General features: G+C 55.0%; 18 protein-coding genes. 10 read left to right on the plus strand and 8 right to left on the minus strand.

All coding sequences use genetic code 11. The annotated features are described in order from the left end of the window. Positions 1-291: 291 nt before the first annotated feature. Positions 292-453 carry a hypothetical protein gene (locus tag ELY25_RS17835; protein WP_185856350.1) on the plus strand — a complete coding sequence of 54 codons (162 nt, stop codon included), beginning with the start codon at positions 292-294 and terminating at the stop codon, positions 451-453. Between the two features lie 68 nt (positions 454-521). Here ELY25_RS17835 and ELY25_RS14270 read toward each other — a convergent pair whose 3' ends face one another. Then, positions 522-719 carry a hypothetical protein gene (locus ELY25_RS14270; protein ID WP_126951939.1) on the minus strand — a complete coding sequence of 66 codons (198 nt, stop codon included), beginning with the start codon at positions 717-719 and terminating at the stop codon, positions 522-524. Between the two features lie 226 nt (positions 720-945). Between ELY25_RS14270 and ELY25_RS14275 the strand changes: the two genes are divergently transcribed. Genes ELY25_RS14275 through trpC form a run of 3 tightly spaced genes read left to right on the plus strand, consistent with a single transcriptional unit; the run spans position 946 to position 3,404 of the window. Further along, on the plus strand, positions 946-1,536 hold the full coding sequence (locus ELY25_RS14275) for an anthranilate synthase component II (protein ID WP_126951940.1): 591 nt from the start codon (positions 946-948) through the stop codon (positions 1,534-1,536). Positions 1,537-1,572: 36 nt separating this feature from the next. After that, the gene (gene trpD / locus ELY25_RS14280; RefSeq protein ID WP_126951941.1) at positions 1,573-2,595 is read left to right on the plus strand and encodes an anthranilate phosphoribosyltransferase; all 1,023 of its coding nucleotides are present in this window, start codon (positions 1,573-1,575) and stop codon (positions 2,593-2,595) included. A gap of 5 nt (positions 2,596-2,600) precedes the next feature. Further along, on the plus strand, positions 2,601-3,404 hold the full coding sequence (gene trpC, locus ELY25_RS14285; RefSeq protein ID WP_126951942.1) for an indole-3-glycerol phosphate synthase TrpC: 804 nt from the start codon (positions 2,601-2,603) through the stop codon (positions 3,402-3,404). A gap of 9 nt (positions 3,405-3,413) precedes the next feature. On the opposite strand, the gene ydiJ is transcribed toward trpC, so the two are convergent. The 3 genes from ydiJ to ELY25_RS14300 all read right to left on the minus strand — a co-directional run bounded on the left by ydiJ (position 3,414) and on the right by ELY25_RS14300 (position 8,536). Continuing rightward, complete coding sequence (gene ydiJ / locus ELY25_RS14290) at positions 3,414-6,536, minus strand: D-2-hydroxyglutarate dehydrogenase YdiJ (RefSeq protein ID WP_126951943.1); 3,123 nt, start codon at positions 6,534-6,536, stop codon at positions 3,414-3,416. Positions 6,537-6,625: 89 nt separating this feature from the next. Beyond that, positions 6,626-7,207 carry a DUF4202 domain-containing protein gene (locus ELY25_RS14295; RefSeq protein ID WP_126951944.1) on the minus strand — a complete coding sequence of 194 codons (582 nt, stop codon included), beginning with the start codon at positions 7,205-7,207 and terminating at the stop codon, positions 6,626-6,628. Positions 7,208-7,279: 72 nt separating this feature from the next. After that, the gene (locus ELY25_RS14300; RefSeq protein ID WP_126951945.1) at positions 7,280-8,536 is read right to left on the minus strand and encodes a dicarboxylate/amino acid:cation symporter; all 1,257 of its coding nucleotides are present in this window, start codon (positions 8,534-8,536) and stop codon (positions 7,280-7,282) included. Between the two features lie 200 nt (positions 8,537-8,736). Between ELY25_RS14300 and serS the strand changes: the two genes are divergently transcribed. Continuing rightward, entirely contained in the window at positions 8,737-10,014 is a 1,278-nt protein-coding gene (gene serS / locus ELY25_RS14305; protein ID WP_126951946.1) for a serine--tRNA ligase, read from the plus strand. Here the strand turns inward: serS and ELY25_RS14310 are convergent. Next, on the minus strand, positions 9,959-10,786 hold the full coding sequence (locus ELY25_RS14310; protein WP_126951947.1) for an SIMPL domain-containing protein: 828 nt from the start codon (positions 10,784-10,786) through the stop codon (positions 9,959-9,961). The two genes, serS and ELY25_RS14310, sit on opposite strands and share 56 nt — an antisense overlap. A 181-nt stretch (positions 10,787-10,967) precedes the next feature. Between ELY25_RS14310 and ELY25_RS14315 the strand changes: the two genes are divergently transcribed. Further along, positions 10,968-12,113, plus strand: a complete 1,146-nt coding sequence (locus tag ELY25_RS14315; RefSeq protein WP_126951948.1) for an AI-2E family transporter — start codon at positions 10,968-10,970, stop codon at positions 12,111-12,113. A 42-nt stretch (positions 12,114-12,155) separates the two neighbouring features. Here ELY25_RS14315 and trxA read toward each other — a convergent pair whose 3' ends face one another. Continuing rightward, positions 12,156-12,479: a thioredoxin gene (gene trxA / locus ELY25_RS14320; protein ID WP_016914369.1), complete on the minus strand. Its 324-nt coding sequence runs from the start codon at positions 12,477-12,479 to the stop codon at positions 12,156-12,158. Between the two features lie 318 nt (positions 12,480-12,797). Here trxA and cysB point away from each other — a divergent pair, with 318 nt between their 5' ends. Next, on the plus strand, positions 12,798-13,772 hold the full coding sequence (cysB, locus tag ELY25_RS14325; protein WP_126951949.1) for an HTH-type transcriptional regulator CysB: 975 nt from the start codon (positions 12,798-12,800) through the stop codon (positions 13,770-13,772). 115 nt (positions 13,773-13,887) lie between these two features. Here cysB and ELY25_RS14330 read toward each other — a convergent pair whose 3' ends face one another. Beyond that, positions 13,888-14,508 carry a phosphoadenosine phosphosulfate reductase domain-containing protein gene (locus tag ELY25_RS14330; protein ID WP_126951950.1) on the minus strand — a complete coding sequence of 207 codons (621 nt, stop codon included), beginning with the start codon at positions 14,506-14,508 and terminating at the stop codon, positions 13,888-13,890. Positions 14,509-14,625: 117 nt separating this feature from the next. After that, positions 14,626-15,978: an aminodeoxychorismate synthase component I gene (gene pabB, locus ELY25_RS14335; protein ID WP_126951951.1), complete on the minus strand. Its 1,353-nt coding sequence runs from the start codon at positions 15,976-15,978 to the stop codon at positions 14,626-14,628. A 233-nt stretch (positions 15,979-16,211) separates the two neighbouring features. Between pabB and ELY25_RS14340 the strand changes: the two genes are divergently transcribed. The 3 genes from ELY25_RS14340 to prpC all read left to right on the plus strand — a co-directional run bounded on the left by ELY25_RS14340 (position 16,212) and on the right by prpC (position 19,068). Further along, positions 16,212-16,952, plus strand: coding sequence for a GntR family transcriptional regulator (locus tag ELY25_RS14340; RefSeq protein ID WP_126951952.1), 741 nt, complete (start codon positions 16,212-16,214; stop codon positions 16,950-16,952). Positions 16,953-16,988: 36 nt separating this feature from the next. After that, a complete protein-coding gene (gene prpB / locus ELY25_RS14345; protein ID WP_126951953.1) occupies positions 16,989-17,879 on the plus strand; it encodes a methylisocitrate lyase in 891 nt (296 codons plus the stop codon). Positions 17,880-17,940: 61 nt separating this feature from the next. Then, positions 17,941-19,068, plus strand: coding sequence for a bifunctional 2-methylcitrate synthase/citrate synthase (gene prpC / locus ELY25_RS14350; protein WP_126951954.1), 1,128 nt, complete (start codon positions 17,941-17,943; stop codon positions 19,066-19,068). Positions 19,069-19,143 lie beyond the last annotated feature (75 nt).

Genomic DNA, 19,143 nt, shown 5'->3' on the forward strand with positions numbered 1-19,143 from the left:
CTTATTTAAAGGCTCAAGATAATAAAGACTGCTGCAGCCAATAGCTAGTTCCAGAGTGTTTAAAATTAAGCATAAGCTATTGTTATTTAGGGTATAAGGTTTGTGTAAGTGATGGACTTAAAACGTGGTAGTTAGCTCACATTAAGGCACCGAGAGAGAATGTAAAGGCAGGCCGGCATAAGCAGTGGATATGTCGTTTGTGAGTTTCAAGGTGCGGCGAGAGCTTCTCAACCAGGAAGGTTGTAAAAATGTGGTCTACCCTTGGGATTCTTTCACCCAAGGAGCAATAACATGAGCGAGTTTTACAAGGTGCAGGAACGCGGCGGAGAATTTCATGTTATCGATACACGTCCCGATGACTCCGAAGCTGATTTTACCTCTGTAGTCTCATATCCTACTCGTCAGGAAGCCGAGGAGGAGGCCAAACGCCTGAATGAGAACTCTTTAGGATAATACAGACGTAGGCAACGCCATAGCAGCAAGCTCACGGACTTGCTGCTATGGGATTAACAAAGGGCACATCATTTTTTCTTGCGCATAAAGGGAAAAATCTTGGCCATGGAATCATTAATCACTTGATCAAGCGGTTTGTGATCCAAGCTTATAGCTGCTCTGGCAGCGGTGTAGGTGCCCTTGTATTCCTTGGCTATTTCATTGTCTGTCATGCTGTCGGGCAACTGCTCCTTTTCTCGAATAGCATCAATGACTGCTTTTTCCATGTTGTGCTCCTGTTTTACAGACCTCCTATTTAAGATAGTGCAGCATTGAGCAAACCGTTAATCCAATAAAAACATTGGCCACAGCGCAGCGGACGTGGCGATTAAGCTCGCCTGGCGATACAATCACCTGCTACCAAGTAAAAAAGCAAGCAATGAGCTACCTGGGTAAGCGGGCTGGGTGGCGCGCCATTGATTGCCCCGCAACTGTCAAGGTAATCAGAACCTTATGGCTCAAAAAGTCTTGATGCTGGATAATTACGACAGCTTCACCTTTAACATTGTCCAGTATTTAAGAGAACTGGGGGCGGAGGTAATAACGCACCGTAACGATGCGATAAGCCTTCAGGAGATGGAGGCACTATCGCCGACGCATCTGGTAATTTCCCCTGGACCCTGCACGCCGGACGAAGCCGGTATTTCCATGGCGGCTATTCGCCACTTTGCAGGCAGGCTGCCCATTTTGGGCGTGTGCCTTGGGCACCAGGCAATTGGCCAAGTGTTTGGTGGGCAGGTGGTTCGCGCGCCCCGGGTAATGCATGGTAAAACGTCGTTGGTTGTACACTTTGATCAGGGCGTATTTGAAGGCCTGGATAACCCTGTGGAAGTCACTCGTTATCACTCTCTGGTAGTGGAATGGCAAACGCTGCCTGACTGCCTGGAGGTCACGGCCTGGACCGCTGACGATGACGTAACCCCCGGTTTGATCATGGGGCTACGCCACTGCACTCTGGATGTAGAAGGGGTGCAGTTTCATCCTGAATCAATACTGACTCGCCAAGGCCACGAGCTATTGGCTAATTTTTTGAAACGTGGCTGATTGCCTGATTCACACGCTTTAGAGGCTCCTCTGCTCATGCAAATGCGAGATGCAATTAATGCGGTGATACACCGTGAAGACCTCCCTTTCGATGTTATGCACGCCTTGATGCGCCAGATAATGACCGGTGAGGCGACCGATGCTCAAGTAGGCGGTTTGCTGGTGGGGCTTGCCATGAAAGGTGAAAGCGCTGTGGAAATTAGTGCTGCCGCCCAGGTAATGCGTGATTTGATGCGCCGCGTTGAGCTCAATGCTGAAAACGTCGTCGATATCGTCGGCACCGGCGGGGACGGTGCCAATCTGTTTAATGTCTCCACAGCCTCGAGCTTTGTCGCGGCAGCGGCGGGTGCCCATGTGGCCAAGCACGGTAACCGCAGCGTATCGTCCTCGTCTGGCAGCGCCGATCTTTTCGACATTGCAGGTATTTATCTGGACCTTAAACCGGTTGAGGTGGCTCGCTGCATCGAGCAGGTGGGGGTGGGCTTCATGTTTGCACCCAACCATCACCCAGCGATGCGCCATGCCATTGGTCCGCGCCGTGAAATGGGCGTGCGCACGCTATTTAACATCCTGGGGCCGTTGACCAACCCGGCAGGAACGCTTAACCAGGTGGTTGGCGTCTATGCGCCCGAGCTTGTGCCGTTGATGGCCGATGTGTTTAAGAAACTGGGCAGCCGCCATGTCATGGTTGTTCACTCAGAAGACGGGCTGGATGAGATCTCCTTGGCAGCGCCTACGCGTGTGGCTGAACTTAAAGAGGGTGAGATTACCCAGTACACCGTTTTGCCGGAAGAGTTTGGAATTGAGCGTCAAAGCCTGGCAACCTTGAAGGCAGCCAACGCAGAGGACAGCCTGCGGCTGGTAAAGGCGGCATTGAGTGGCGAAGGGCCAGCAGCCGATATGGTGGCATTGAATGCAGGCGCTGCCCTTTACTGCGCTGGCGTCGCCGATACTTTGAAAGAAGGCGTCATGATCGCCCAGGATGCCCAGGCGTCTAAATTACCGCTTGAGAAGCTCAGAGAGCTTTCGCACTTCACCAGCGTTTTTAAGAGTAAGTGACCGCTATGACTCAACAGGCAACCCCTACCATTTTAACGCAGATTCTGGCGCGCAAGGATCAAGAGGTCGCCGAGCGGCGTCAGGCGGTATCAGAAGCGGACCTGCTCGCGCTTGCTGACAAGCAGAGCGCGCCTCGTGGTTTTATCAAGGCGCTTGATCGACGCATTGCGGCGGGTGAGCCGGCGGTGATCGCGGAAGTTAAGAAAGCCTCGCCTTCCAAAGGCCTGATCCGCGAAGAGTTTCACCCCGCTGACATTGCCAGAAGCTATGCTCAGGGCGGCGCTGCATGCCTTTCGGTATTGACCGATGCCGATTTTTTTCAAGGCCATGAAGATTACCTGATTGCTGCACGTGATGCGTGTGAGCTGCCGGTTATTCGCAAGGATTTTATTACCCACGGCTATCAGGTTTGTGAAGCGCGAGCCATTGGTGCCGACTGCATCCTGCTGATTGTGGCCGCGCTGGATGATACCAAGCTGCGAGACCTGCACCAGCAGGCCAATCAGCTGGGAATGGATGTATTGGTGGAAGTGCATGATGCCGATGAGCTGAGCCGGGCGCTGAAACTTGATTTGGCGCTGGTGGGAATCAATAACCGGAACCTGCATACCTTTGATACCAGCCTGAACACCACGGTGGATCTTCTGGCACAGATCCCACAAGACGTTACCGTGATTACCGAATCGGGTATCCATACCCGAGACGATGTACAACTGATGCGCGACCATCAGGTAAACGGCTTTTTGGTAGGCGAAGCCTTTATGCGCCAGGCCGACCCGGGCGAGGCGCTTAAAAAGCTCTTTTTCTAATCGCGGCCCTTATTGACTGCCGGAACTGCGTAATACTTCAAGCAGTGCCTGCAGCGGATGGGGGAGCGACTGGTCTGAAAACCGCTTTACCTGGCTACGGCAGGAGTAGCCGGTAGCCAGCAGCCTGTTCGCGTTTTCTTCAGCTTCTACCTGAGGTTGCCACGACTGAGCGTAGATGATTCTGGAGGTCTCGGCGTTGCGGGTTTCATGGCCGTAGGTGCCGGACATGCCGCAACAGCCGGTATTCACCAGTTCTAGCGTTAGCCCAAAGGCGGTAAACACCTGTTGCCACGCCTTGGGGCTGCCCGGCGCGTTGGTCTTTTCGGTACAGTGCGAGAGCAGCTTGAATCCGGGGTCGACCAGGTTTAGTGAGCCATGCGTTAGCGTTGTCGCACGAGTTATCAACCATTCCTGCAACATCAGTACATCGGGTACCTGCTCTGCACCTAGTGCTTTGACGTACTCTTGGCGATAGGTCAGCGTCATGGCGGGGTCGATACCCACCATGGGCACACCAAACTCTTGTAACGCCCGCAGCCGCTTGGCCTGCTTTTCCGCCGTGCGCTCAAAGGCGCCCAAGAACCCCTGTACGTGAAGCGGTTTGCCGTTGGCGCTAAACGGCATGACAAACACGCGCAGGTTCAGGCGCGAGAGCAGCTCCACAACGTCCATGACCAGCTTGGCTTCAAAGTAGGTCGTAAAGGCGTCCTGAACGATAATCACGCTGTGAGCGCGCTGCGCATCGGTGAGCAGGGCAAGGGAGGTCGGCATGGCTTCCGCCACACCCCAGGCGCGCAACTGCTTTTTCACACTGGCACGGGAGAGCAGCGGGGAGTCGCTCATACCTATGCTGCGGCGCATCAGCTGCTCGACCCAGCGCTGGCCCATAAACGCGTTATACAGTGGTGCCACCTTGGCAAGCGTTGGCAGCATAAACTCTGTACCGCCAATCACGTAGTCGCGTAAAGGGCGAAGGTAGCGCCCATGGTAGACCTCGAGAAACTGTGAGCGAAACTGCGGCACGTTGACCTTAATCGGGCACTGGCCGGCGCAGGACTTACACGCAAGGCAACCTGCCATCGCGTCATACACCTGGTGCGAGTAATCGTGATGTTGCTGCTTGCTCAATGAGTTGGCGATTCGTTTGGGGAAGTGTTTGATAAAGCCCCAGGTGCGCTCGGCTTTTTTCTGACGCGCCTCTTCCACCACGTCAATGCCTGCCTGGGACTGTAGGCGTAGCCATTCGCGTATCAGGCTAGCGCGGCCTTTGGGCGAGTGAATGCGATCACGAGTGGCCTTCCACGATGGGCACATGGGGTCGTCAACATCGTAGTTGTAGCAAGCACCGTTGCCGTTGCAGTAGACCGCTGCGTCATAGGCCTGCCAGGCGCGCTCATCAATGGTGCGGTCCAACTGACCGCGCATGGGCACGCCATCGATGGTGAGTAGATCAGGATCGCTATCTTTCGCGATTAGCTCGCCGTTATCCGCCGGCGAGGCGATCTTGCCAGGATTGAGCTGGTTATACGGGTCAAAGGCGGCTTTTACCCGCCGCAGGCTAGGGTACAGCGCGCCAAAGAACTTGGGCGCGTATTCGGAACGCACGCCCTTGCCGTGCTCTCCCCATAACAGACCGCCATATTTTTGCGTCAGCGCGGCCACTTCATCGGAGATTTCCCGTATCAGGCCCTCTTGCACAGGGTCTTTCATATCCAGCGCCGGGCGAACGTGAAGCACACCGGCATCCACATGGCCAAACATGCCGTAGGCAAGCCCGCGGGCATCCAGCGCCGCGCGGAACTCGGCAATAAAGTCGGCCAGATGCTCAGGGGGGACGGCGGTATCTTCAACAAACGGCAGTGGGCGCTTTTCGCCCTGCACGTTACCCAGCAAACCCACCGAGCGCTTGCGCATGGCATAGACGCTGGTGATCTGCTCGCGGCCCTCGGCCAGGGTGTAGCCCAGCCGGGCGACGGTCGTATCCTGGGCCAGGTGGCGGGTAAAAGCGGCAACCCGCTCGGCCAACACGGCAGGGTCGTCGTCGTTGAATTCGATCAGGTTGATGCCGCGAATGGGCGTTTCGCCCTGCGGGAAAAAGTCCGCCACGCTGTCCCAGACAAAGTCCGCCATGGCAAGCGTGAGCACCGTGTCGTCGATGGTCTCGATTGAGATGGGCTGCAGCGTCTGAGTATCCGAAGCGTCTCCCATCAGCGCTTTGGCATCGCGCAGCGCGTCCATAAAGCTTGTGTAGCGCACGTTGACCAGGGTGGCGTGCTTGGGGATCGGCAGGACATTGAGCACGGCTTCGCTTAAAAAACCGAGTGAACCTTCCGAGCCGCATAGCAAGCTATTAAGGTTAAGTCGGCCCGCCTCATCACGTAGGTGGGCCAGATCGTAGCCGGTCAGGCAGCGGTTCAGTGGCGGGAAGGTTGCCTCAATCAGTTCACGCTGGTGGTCAATAATGTCGGCGGCTGCCGTATGAACGTGGCCAAGTCGGCCTTCCTGCTGGCGCGCCGCCTGCTCTTCGTCTGGCGTTAGCGCGCGGCTATGCAGGTGCTGACCGCCCAGCAGCACGGTATCCAGCTCCAGCACGTGGTCACGGGTTTTACCGTAAGCGCAGCTACCCTGGCCGCTGGCATCGGTCGAGATCATTCCCCCAAGCGTGGCCCGGTTGGAGGTGGATAGCTCAGGGGCAAAAAAGAGGCCGTGAGGTTTGAGCGCTGCGTTGAGTTGATCCTTGACTACACCGGCCTGAACCCGCACCCGGCGGTTTTCAACGTCGATGTCCAGAATCTGGTTCATGTGCCGCGAAACATCCACCACGATCCCGTCGGTCAGCGACTGGCCATTGGTGCCGGTGCCGCCGCCACGTGGGGTTAACACCACGTCGCGGTAGGGGGTCTCGGCAGCCAGTTTGGTCAAACGCTCCAGATCTTCTGCATGGCGGGGAAACACCGCAGCCTGGGGCAGGCGCTGATAGATCGAGTTATCGGTGGCCAGCACCGTGCGCTGGGCGTAATCCGGGGCAATCTCGCCCTCGAAGCCGCGTGCTTTCAGGGCTTCCAGAAAGCGCAGGTAAGGGGAGCCCAAGCGTTCAAAGGGGGAGGTACGCGAGTCCAGGGATGCAATCATATTTGTTCAGGCCATCATTGCCGGGGCGTCAAAAGAAAGAGCGCTACTTTACCTCAGCGCCTGCTTAGCTGCACCTTGTGCCCACCTGCTTAGCTTAGGGCTTCTTTGACCAGGGAGGCTGAGTCTGCTGACATCGGCAGGGTAAGCGCCAGTTCGTGGGCTTGAGGTGACATCTTGCGCCAGGTTTTTTGAATAATTTGCAACATATGGTCGTGTTCGACCTTACGCGAGAAATCGGCAAAATAGTTTTCCAGAAATACCAAGCAGGCGCAGTCTTCCAGTGCCTGCACGTCCGGGTCCCGGCCCAAGCCTTTCTTATTGATCAGTGTGGCCACCCGCTGGATGTCTTCATCAGTGTAGCCTGCTTCGCGCATCAGTTGGGCGGCGGTATCGCCCGCACGAATCCCCTGGTCGCGCCGCCAGGTCAGGTAGCCCACACGACCTTCTGGGTACGCATCGCGGGGTACTTGCCAGCGCTGTAGATGCTGGGCGCAAACGGCGATTTGCAGGCACTCGCTAGGTGACGGGTTGAGCGTGGCAAGCCAGTTGCTCATGCGTTGGGCATATAAAAGTTCAGCTGCGATCGGCTCTCCGTCCATATCAACGTGCTGCGGGTCTTCGCCGTGAAGGTGGTCGAGTGCGTTGATTACCTGCTCAAGGCGGTCGGTCATTGGGCGCTCCTTTATGATCGTAAATGCCCTGAAGCGTGAGCTACTTCAAGGCATGTTGGCATTGGGTGTCGCTTACGCCTTGTTGTCGGCGTTATAAATATCCAGGTTCAATTCACCTTCGCTTTTACCCACCAGCGTGGTCACCATGATATCACCCGCTACGTTTACGCTGGTGCGCGCCATATCCAGAATCCGGTCAATCCCAGCGACGACTGCGATGGCCTCTAGGGGCAGGCCAATCTGCGCCATGACGATCGACAGCATAATAAGCCCCGCGCCAGGTACGCCGGCAGTGCCAATAGAGGCCAGTGTACCGGTTGCCACGATCATGCCGTAGTCGACCAGCGTCAGCTCAACGCCCAGCATTTGGGCGATAAATAGCACTACTACCCCTTGGTAAAGGGCTGTGCCATCCATATTGATGGTAGCTCCGACCGGCAACACAAAGCTCGATACCCCTTCGGAAACGCCCAGATTCTTCTGTGCACAGCGAATTGATACCGGTAGTGAGCCGGCCGATGAGGCGGACGAGAACGCAATCATCATGGCATCCAAGCTGCCCTGTAGATAACGCATCGGGTTAAGCCGCCCCAAAAGGCTGATAAAACCTGAGTAAACCACCAACACGTGCAGCGTGCAGGCGAGATACACCACGCCAATCAGCTTGGCGAGCGGCAGAAGTATTTCCAGGCCGTATTGGCCGGAAACATGCGCCATCAGGCCAAACACCCCAAAGGGCGCAAACGCCATTACGATACCGGTAAGCTTGTACATCGCTTCGGCAAAGCTGTCGAAAACAATAACCAGCGGCTCGCCTTTCTCGCCCACCAGAGTAAGCGAAATGCCCAGGCCAATTGCGAACACGATAATCTGCAGGATATTGCCGTTGGCGAGCGCATCAATCGGGTTGCGCGGCACCAAGTTAATCAAGATAGACGCAAGCGTAGGCGCCTCGTTTGCATCGACACTGCCGTCAAAGCTTATATCAACACCGGCGCCGGGTTGTAGCAGCGTGGAAAGCAGCAGACCAATACTGATCGCAAAGGCGGTGGTCAGCAGATAAAGGCCAATGGTGCGTGCGCCAATGCGGCCCATTTTTTGCGGGTCGCGCATAGAGGTAATTCCCACCACCAGTGTTGAAAACACCAGCGGCACAATCAGCATCATGATCGCATTGATGAAAATATCGCCCAGCGGCCTGAATATGCTGGCATTCTCACTCAGCAAAGCCCCGACTAGTATGCCTAGCGCCAAGCCGGCAAGAATTTTTTTCCATAACGCAATACGACGCCACCATCCGAATGCGCCTTGTGATGTGCTCACGGGCATATCCTCCTTGTCATGCTGATTAAGCGAAAAAGAAACCTTGGATTACAACTCGGCGCGCACTTTATCACCTTTTGGTGAAGCCGCAGAGGAGCCCGTGGTGCTAACCCCATGGCCCCACGGCGTGCTTTTGCCTACAATAGACGCCTTTGAGACTGGCGCTTGGCGCCGTGTTTAACTGAATTCAGGCCAAGGAATAACTCATGCTCGATCCGAAACTGCTGCGCGGTGATCTGGACGCGCTAGCGCAACAACTGGCGCGTCGCGGCTTTGTACTGGATAAAGAGGGGCTTCAGGTGCTGGAGTCGCGCCGCCGTGACTTGCAAACGCAGACCGAGCAGCTGCAGAGTGAGCGCAATTCGCGCTCCAAAGCCATTGGCAAGGCCAAAGCCAGTGGAGAGGATATTCAGCCGCTGCTGGATACCGTTAGCGATCTGGGCGACCGCTTGGATAGCGCCAAGCGCGAGCTGGCCGAGGTGCAGGAAGCATGGGATGACGCGATTAGCGGTATACCCAACTTGCCTCATGAGAGCGTGCCGGAAGGTAAAAACGAAGACGACAATGTTGAACTGCACCGCTGGGGAACGCCCCGCGAGTTTGATTTTGACGTGCTTGATCACGTTGATCTGGGCAAGCGCTCAGGTTATCTGGATTTTGAGCTTGCGACCAAGCTTACCGGCGCACGTTTTGCCGTCATGCGTGGCCCGATTGCTCGCCTGCATCGCGCACTTGCACAGTTTATGCTGGATACCCAAACCGAGCAGCATGGCTATGAAGAGTGCTATGTCCCATATATGGTGAACCGCGATTCGCTAATGGGCACAGGCCAGCTGCCAAAATTTGGCGAAGATCTGTTCAAGCTCAATGATGAGCGTGAGTATCACCTGATTCCCACCTCAGAAGTACCGCTAACCAATTTCGTCCGCGATGAAATTGTCGACCTGGCCGCGCTGCCCATGAAGCTGACTGCGCATACGCCCTGTTTTCGTAGCGAGGCGGGTTCGCACGGGCGCGATACTCGCGGCATGATTCGCCAGCATCAGTTCGACAAAGTAGAAATGGTTCAGATCGTGGAGCCTGAGAAGAGCTATGCAGCGCTTGATGAGATGCGTGGCCATGCCGAAGCAATCTTGCAAGCGTTAGAGCTGCCATACCGTGTGGTCACGCTGTGTACAGGCGATATGGGTTTTGGCGCGGCGAAAACCTACGATCTGGAAGTCTGGCTGCCAAGCCAGGATACCTACCGGGAAATCTCTTCCGTCTCCAATTGTGAAGATTTTCAGGCGCGGCGCATGCAGGCTCGTTACCGTCATCCAGAATTAAAGAAGCCACAGCTTCTTCATACCTTGAACGGTTCTGGCCTGGCTGTAGGCCGTTGCCTGCTGGCAGTGATGGAAAACCACCAGCAGGCGGATGGCTCGGTGGTTATTCCTGCGCCGCTACGTCCCTATCTTGGTGGTCTGGAGCGTCTGGCCCTTTAAGGGTCCATTCGATGTTAACCCCGGCATCAATACGAATGGTGCCGGGGCTGTAATCGCTCTGTGCACCGTTACCTGCTGCATCGCTTTCAGCGCGCATAGCCATCATGCGGGGCTGGAAAATAGGCGACTGAGTCTCTTCAATACGCTGGACGTGACCCAGCTCGGCTTCCAGAGTGCTTGCCATGAGGTTGGCCTTATGGCGCGCCTTCTCTAGTGCTTTCACCAGTGCTTCATCCGTTGCCGCATCTCTGTCCTGTAAATCAAACTGCACGCCATCCAAAGCATTCACGCCGACCCCGATAAGGGCGTTTAGCACATCGCCTAATTGATCAAGGTTGGTCAGCTCAACGCTGAATGGGTGCTCAAGGCGGGTGCGCTGCATCATCTCCTGGTCACCATTTTCACTGCGTGGTGCAGGGACATGGTCAGGGTATACGTTTAAAGAGCCTGCATTGATGGCGCGGCGTTCTATACCCAGAGCCTCGATGGCCTCAATAAGCTCGCTGGCACGGTTTTCAAGACGCTCACGCGCCTCACCCAGCGCTTGGCTGTCGGTGTCTTCCAGCGATGATACCGCTGGCGTGTTTTCCCACAGGCGAGCGGTCAGCGTGGCCTGGTCTGGCTCGACCTCCACCCAAGACTGAGCCTGAACACTCAGGCTTGGCGGGGTAGGCGGTGCCGCAAAGGCAAGCGGAGTGCTGAGAAGCGCCAACAGAGCGCCACTCAATATGCCATAACGAAAGCGCGGTAAGCGTGCTGGTGTTGAGCTCATAGAGGATTTCCTTGGTAAATGAAGACGTGCGTCAACCAGTGTAGACGTTGCTTGGAATAGCCACGTAAAGGAAAGTTCATTACCAAAGAGGCGACGTAAAACAGTTGCTTATTGCTTGCACGGTTTGTGCAATGTGTATATTGCAGCCATTATGTACCGATAACTGGCGAAGGATGGGGCTATGGCAAAACTGTCGGACGAGGATTATCGAAGTATTCCCTTGAATTCTACCTTGGCGCTCGCGGCCTTGGTGATTATCGTAGCGGGAATGAAGGCTGGCGCGGATCTTCTTGTGCCTCTTTTGCTGGCGGTATTTATCGCTGTGGTCTGTACGGCTCCCGTGCAGTGGCTGCATCGCTGTGGCTTGAGCATGCGGACATCGGCTCTGTTTACGCTGGTTTTTTTACTGGTCTTTTTATCGTTGATCGGTGTTCTGGTGGTTAATAGCTTCAGTACTTTTGTAGCAGCGCTACCGGACATTCAGGAGCGGCTGTACGAACACTACTGGGATTTACTCAATACGCTAGCTATGCATGGTTTTGCCGTTGACCCTGATGAGCTTAGCGCCGCCTTTGAAATGGATGAGGAGGGCTCTTCCTGGGTCGCGACTCTGCTGGGGGAGATTGGCAACCTGGTGATGCAAAGCATCATTGTGGGATTGCTGGTCATCTTCATGCTGTTTGAAACGCTTAATTTTCGCCAGAAGGTTTCGCGTGCCTTGGAAAACCCGGCGCCCAGCTTAAAGCGATTTAGCGAATTCAGTTTAACCTTAAAACGCTACCTGGCTGTTAAAACGGTCATCAGTCTGGCGACCGGGGGATTGATCTGGCTCTCTTGCGTTATTGTGGGCGTGGATTTTCCGCTGCTGTGGGGGGTGTTGGCCTTTGGTCTTAATTTTATCCCCAATATTGGCTCAGCCCTGGCAGCTATCCCCCCCGTATTGCTATTGCTGGTGGCTCAGGATGGAGGCGTGTTTCAGGCGCTGCTATTGGCTTCAGCCTATCTGGCCATCAACTTTGTACTGGGCAATCTGATTGAACCGCGGGTAATGGGGCAGGCGCTGGGGCTTTCCACGTTTGTGGCTTTTTTGTCCCTGGTGGTATGGGGTTGGATCTTTGGTGCCGCCGGGATGCTGTTATCGGTGGTATTGACCATGACGCTCAAGATTGCGCTGGATAGCCACCCGCAAACGCGCTGGATTGCTCATTTTCTAGGCCCGGGAAAGCACCGCACTGGCCGCTATTTAAACAAACGAGATGCCGGGCGTGCGCCATGGAAGCGTAAAAATGAAGACCAGACTGAGCGTTTTAAGGAAGAGGATAACTAGACAGGCGACAACCGCCGGCTCTGCCGGCGGTTGTCGTATTCATCAAGCGTTTTGATCGATGAATTGGGTCAATTGAGACTTGGATTGAGCGCCAACCAGTGAAGCGACCTTGGTACCTGACTTGAACAGCATAACGGTAGGTACACCGCGTACGCCTTGCTCAGCGGCAATTTCCGGTGCGTCATCCACGTTTACGCTAACCACCTTCAGGTTATCGCCGCGCTCGGCAGCTACTTCATCAACAACAGGGGCCATGACTTTACACGGGCCACACCAGGGTGCCCAAAACTTCAGCAGGACAGGCTGTTCGGCATTGAGGACTTCTTGCTCAAAATTGGCATTGGTAACATCAACATTATTAGCCATTTGCTTCTCCCGTTTGCGTTGCTCTTACAGTTTCGTTGCCTCAAATGGAGCAACGGTCATTACGCGGTAACTAGCGCACTTATATTACACCAAGTCGGCAGATGTTAGCGGGCGTGGCGTTTGCTGGCAAATACCGATGGTTGATTTGTTGGTTGATAGAAAAAATTAATAGATGCTAAAAGGTCTATTTTTTTATAATATAAGTGAATTACAAGGCATTTTTTTATTCTAAATGGTGCTTTACAATCGGTGAAGAATAGTTAGCCTGGCGTGAGGAGACCGCCAGCCTGCTATGAGTATAGATGATGAGGTGACGATATGAAGCTGCAACAACTTCGCTATATTTGGGAAGTTAACCGACATAACCTTAATGTGTCGGCAACCGCCCAAAGCCTGTTTACCTCGCAGCCCGGTATTTCAAAGCAGATACGGCTGTTGGAGGACGAGCTGGGGGTGGAGATTTTCGCGCGAAGCGGAAAACATCTGACACGCGTCACTCCTGCCGGCCAATCGATTATTGAACTGGCCGGTCAGGTGCTCAAGCTCACTGAAAATATCAAACAGGTAGCCCAAGAGCATAGCGATGAGCGGCGGGGTAGCCTGTCGATTGCCACCACTCATACGCAGGCGCGCTATGCGCTACCGCCTATAATTAGTGAATTTACCCTAAAGTATCCGGAAGTTGCCCTGCACATGCAGCAGGGAACGCCCAAGCAGATCGCCCAGATGGTAAGCGATGGTCAGGCAGATTTTGCCATTGCGACTGAATCGCTGGAGCTGTTTACGGATCTGGTACTGTTACCTTGCTATCGCTGGAACCGTTGTGTGCTCGTCCCCAAGGATCATCCGTTAGCCGCGCTGGATGGGCCTTTAACACTGCCGGCCCTGGCGGAACATCCGCTGGTGACATATGTGTTTGGCTTTACCGGCCGCTCGCAGCTTGATGACGCATTCAAGGCAGAAGGCCTGACGCCTAATGTGGTTCTGACCGCCGCCGATGCTGACGTGATTAAAACCTATGTGCGTCTGGGAATGGGGGTGGGGATCGTTGCTCATATGGCGGTTGATCCAGCGCTGGATGAGGATCTGGTCGCTTTGGAGGCAAGCCATCTGTTTGCAAGTTCAACGACCAAGATCGGGATTCGGCGAGGCACTTTCATGCGTGGGTATATGTACGACTTCCTGACTCGGTTTGCGCCCCATCTAACGCGCGATCTTGTTGATGAGGCTCTGACCGCTGGCCCGCGCTTCGAGCAAACTCTGTTTGACGGTGTAGAACTGCCTAATCATTGATTCCGACGAAAAGCTGGCGTTACCCCATCTTATCGCCAGCCGTGTAGGTAGCATGCTGGCGATAAAACGATCAAGAATGGATTGGTGAGTAGACGGTAACGCGAACAAACGGTTTCTAGTGCTGCAAATGCAGACCGCATTCACGTTTTTCTTCTACCTTGGTGGGGTCAAAGTAGTCGAAATTATTGGGCAAACCGTGCGCCTGCAGGTACTGGTACATATCCTTAGCGCTCCAGTGAAGCAGCGGTGCCACTTTCACCAGACCATCGTTATTACGGCTAACGGGCTGCATTTTAGCGCGCTCAGGGGTGTCTTCCGCCCGCAGTGCCGTAAACCAGATATCGGGGCGCATTTCGCTTAAAGCGCGCTCGAACGGTTCAATCTTGACCTCCTGGGTAAACGCCGCATGGCGTGGGTTGTCGATACCGGGCATGGGGCCTTCCAACGCTTCGCGGTGGGCGCGCGTGCGCCGGGGCACGAAGCTTACGATGTTCAGGTTAAGCTGCTTGATCACTTCATCGGCGAATTGATAGGTTGCCTCGGTATTGTAACCGCTATCCATCCATACAATCGGCATACCCGGGTGCACCTGGGTCACCATGTGCAGGATGACCGCTTCAAAGGGCCGAAAGTTGGTGGTACAAATAGGGCGCTCGCCCTGCGTCAACGCCCACTCGACTAACGCCTGGGGGTTATTGCCTAGGTCGCGATTGATTTCATCAAGCGATGAGGACATGTTGCCTCCTTGTCATGTTAATAAACCATACGACTAGGCTACCAAACTGCACCTGCAGTGCCCCAATACCGTTTGGTTTGGCTTTTATATTCCTTTTTGATTTAAATGCTGACTTGCTTATTCCAATGCTTTAATAAGGTGGCGAATTTTGTCCTGCGTCTCGACGTACTCTTCGTCTAGTGTCGAGTCAGCCACCAGCCCGCCGCCGCCCCATACATGCAGCCTGCCTCTACTTGCCACGAAGGTGCGAATAGTGATGGAAGTATCCATGCTGCCGCGTACATCAACGTATCCTAAGCTTCCGCAATAAACGCTGCGCTGGCAGGGTTCCAACTCGGCGATGATCTGCATTGCGCGAATTTTAGGGGCGCCGGTGATCGAGCCACCAGGAAACGCCGCAGCCAATAATGCCAAGGGTGAAGTGTCAGGGGTTAGCTGGCCCTGTACCACGCTCACCAGATGATGAACGTTAGGGTAGCTTTCCAACTGACAGAGCTGAGGGACATTAATCGTTCCGGGCCGGCATACGCGACCCAGATCGTTGCGCAGAAGGTCAACAATCATTACGTTTTCCGCCCGATCTTTGGTGCTGTTAAGTAACTGATCGGCCAGAGCAAGGTCCTCCTCTGGCGTGGCGCCCCTGGGCCTTGTCCCTTTGATCGGGCGTGTTTCCACCGCGCCATTGCGGCTTTGGATAAAACGTTCCGGCGAAAGAGACAGTACGGCCTGATCTCCCCAGGCCATGAACCCTGAAAAGGGCGTAGGCGTGGCTTTTCGCAAGCGTAAATAGGCTTGCCATTCATCGCCTTCATAGGCTGCTGAAAAGCGTTGGGCGAGGTTGATCTGATAGCAATCGCCGGCTTTTATATAGCGCTGAACGGCTGCAAAACGCTCGGCATAATCACGGCGCTCAAGCTCTCCTTCAAACGCCTCGGTCAGTTTGAATGCTGCGGGTTTAGTCGGTGTCGCAAGCCACTTCAAAACCTGCTCGCGGCACTGCTCGGTGGCTACCAGCCATGCCTTGCCAGCCACATGATCAAGGGTGATGCACCAGTCGTAGAGGCACAGGCGTGCCTGGGGGAGCTGAGTGACGTCAGGCTGATGGGTATCTGTCAGACGCTGGCGGCCGAGATCATAGCCCCAATAGCCGATCAAGCCGCCCATAAAGGGAAGCTCACTATCCTCAACATGCTGATGGGGGAGCTGTTCAAGCAGCCACTGTTGCTGGATAAAGGTATCACCAGGCGGTAAAGGCGGGAAATCGGGCTGCGTCGAAACCAGCCCGGGATTCCCGTCGGCATCGACTTCAAGCGTGGCCAGCGGGTCGCTGCTCATAATATCAAAGCGGCCGTTGGCGACAGGGCGGCCGCTATCCAGCAATACGGCGCCAGGGCGTTGGCGAAGCTTAGTAAACAAATCTAACGGATCAGAAGAGTAGGGCAGAGTAGAGATCGACAATGCCGTGGTCATGGAGCAAACGCCTAGCCGGTGAAAGGGCCGCTTATCTTAGAGAGCGTTGAGCAGGGGCGCCAGTAGCGTGATTGACGCACTTCTCACGCTTTACAAGAGATTGTTGACAGTGTTTGTATGGATAGACTTTTTGTCTACAACGAAAGATGCATAAAACCGCTATATAACAGGGTTGACGGTTCAAACTTGCGGGGCTAAAGTTTCACTACTTTTTTAATTGTCGACAATTTGCCATGAGCTTACCCGTATTTTCACCTCACTCCGCTGATTCGCCGCTTGAAATGGCGACACCTGAAGTGCGTACGCTCGCCGAGCGGGTATTTCATCAGCTGCAAAGCGATATTGTACGCGGCGTATTGGCGCCGGGCAGCAAAATTACCGAGCCGGGGCTTTCCAAGACCTACGGTATTTCCCGCGGACCGCTGCGCGAGGCCATGCGCCGGCTGGAGTCTCACCGACTGATCGAGCGCGTGCCCCATGTGGGCGCTCGAGTGGTCAAGCTCTCAATGAAAGAACTGATTGAGCTGTTTGACGTGCGTGAAGCGTTGGAAAGCATGGCGGCCAGGCTTGCCGCCGAGCATATGTCCACCGAGGAAATTCAGGGCTTGCGGGATGTATTGGCCCTGCATGAAAGTCAGGCTGATCTGCAGCGCGGCGAGGCCTATTACCAGCGCGAAGGGGATCTCGACTTTCACTACCGTATCGTTCAGGGCAGCCACAACAAGATGCTGATGAGCCTTTTGTGCAACGACCTTTACTACCTGGTACGCCTTTATCGCACTCAGTTCAGTGCCAGCGGTACGCGCCCGCAGCGCGCCTTTGTTGAGCACCACCGTATTGTCGATGCCATTGAGGCGGGTGATGCGGAGCTTGCCGAGCTTCTGATGCGCCGCCATGTCAGCGCATCGCGCGCCAACGTCGCAGACCGCTACGCGGCCATTCTCACACAGCAGTCTTCAGCGCAGGCCGAGTAAAGCGGCCGGCTATTTATCTGTCAGGAGTCAATCCCCATGCCATCACTCAGCCCCGGTGCCCGTTTCAGAGCCGCGTTGGACGCCAATCGCCCGTTGCCCATTCTAGGCACGATCAATGCATATACCGCGCTCATGGCCGAGCGGGTGGGCCATCAGGCTATTTATCTGTCGGGTGGTGGGGTGGCCAACGCCTCGTTCGGCTTACCGGATCTGGGCATGACGACGATGAACGACGTCGTTGAAGATGCCCACCGTATCTGCGGCGCGACTGAACTGCCTCTGCTGGTGGATATTGATACCGGTTGGGGCGGCGCCTTCAATATTGCCCGCACGGTGAAAGAGATGCAGCGTGCAGGCGTGGCTGCGGTGCATATGGAAGATCAGGTCGCCCAGAAGCGCTGCGGTCATCGCCCCAACAAGGCGATTGTCTCTCAACAAGAAATGGTCGATCGCATCAAGGCAGCAGCGGATGCCCGCATGGACCCCGATTTCTACCTGATTGCCCGCACCGATGCGTTTCAAAAAGAGGGCCTGGATGCGGCCATTGAGCGCGCCAATGCCTGTGTGGAAGCGGGCGCTGACGCTATTTTTGCTGAAGCTGTCCATACGTTGGACGATTACCGGGCTTTTTCCGAGCGGGTTAACGCGCCGATTCTGGCCAACATCACCGAGTTTGGCGCAACGCCACTATTTACCCAGTCAGAGCTTGGTGATGTCGGTTGCCGCATGGTGCTGTATCCGCTCTCAGCGTTTCGCGCCATGAATGCCGCAGCACTTCAGGTCTATCAAAGCATTCTAGATAACGGCCACCAGAAAGACGTGGTGCCGCTAATGCAGACCCGTGATGACCTCTACGATTTTTTGAACTACCACGACTTCGAGCAGAAGCTGGACGTGCTGTTTGCTGAAAAAGGTGACGACCAGTAAGCCAGACGCCCGCTTATGATTAAAGCTACCTAAAAATAAAAGTAATGAAAGGAGTAATCCCATGGCCGACAAACCCGTTGCAGGTGCAGGACTACGTGGCCAGAGCGCCGGTTCCACCGCGCTGTGTACGGTAGGTAAAACAGGCTCCGGCCTGACCTACCGGGGCTTTGATATCAAGGAGCTGGCTGAGAAAGCCAAATTTGAAGAGGTCGCGTACCTGTTGTTAAAGGGTAAGTTGCCCAATCAGGCCGAGCTTGACCACTACATCAACAAGCTGAAAAGCCTGCGCGGTCTGCCCGATGCGCTAAAAACAGTGCTTGAGCAGATTCCTAAAGATGCGCATCCGATGGACGTGATGCGTACTGGTACCTCAATGTTGGGCAATCTTGAAACCGAGGAGAATTTTGATCAGCAGAAGGATGTTGCCGACCGGCTGCTGGCCGTTTTGCCTTCGATCATTTGCTACTGGTATCGCTTTTCTCACGATGGCGTGCGTATTGATACCCAAACCGACGATAGCACGATAGGTGGTCACTTCCTCAATATGTTGCGCGGCGAACCGGCATCTGAACTGCATGCACAGGTAATGAACGTATCGCTGATTCTTTACGCCGAGCACGAATTTAACGCTTCCACCTTCACTGCGCGGGTGTGTGCTTCAACGCTTTCTGACATGCACTCCTGCGTGACCGGGGCGATTGGGTCGCTGCGCGGCCCGCTGCATGGCGGCGCTAATGAAGCCGCCATGGCGATGATCGAGAATTGGAAATCGCCGGAAGAAGCGGAAAGCCAGATCATGGGCATGCTGGAGCGCAAGGATAAAATTATGGGCTTTGGGCACGCCATCTACCGTGAGTCTGACCCACGCAACGAGATCATCAAGCAGTGGTCAAAGAAACTCTCTGAAGATGTCGGCGACAGCGTGCTCTATCCGGTTTCCGAGCGTGTCGAAGAGGTCATGTGGCGTGAGAAGAAATTGTTCTGCAACGCGGATTTCTTCCACGCAAGCGCGTATCACTTCATGGATATTCCTACCAAACTGTTCACACCGATTTTCGTCATGTCGCGGTTAACCGGCTGGGCGGCCCATGTGTTTGAACAGCGCGCCAACAATCGCATTATTCGCCCCAGTGCGGACTACATTGGTCCCGAGAAGAGCGAGTGGGTGCCGATTGAGGCGCGCAGCTAACGGCATTCCCCGTCAGTCACGGCTGCCGGTATCCCGACTTTGTTCCGCTTGGTAATAGCCTTGCAACGCGTTATT

Origin of the sequence: Vreelandella populi, from assembly GCF_003989825.1 — a bacterium.
Classification (GTDB): domain Bacteria; phylum Pseudomonadota; class Gammaproteobacteria; order Pseudomonadales; family Halomonadaceae; genus Vreelandella; species Vreelandella populi.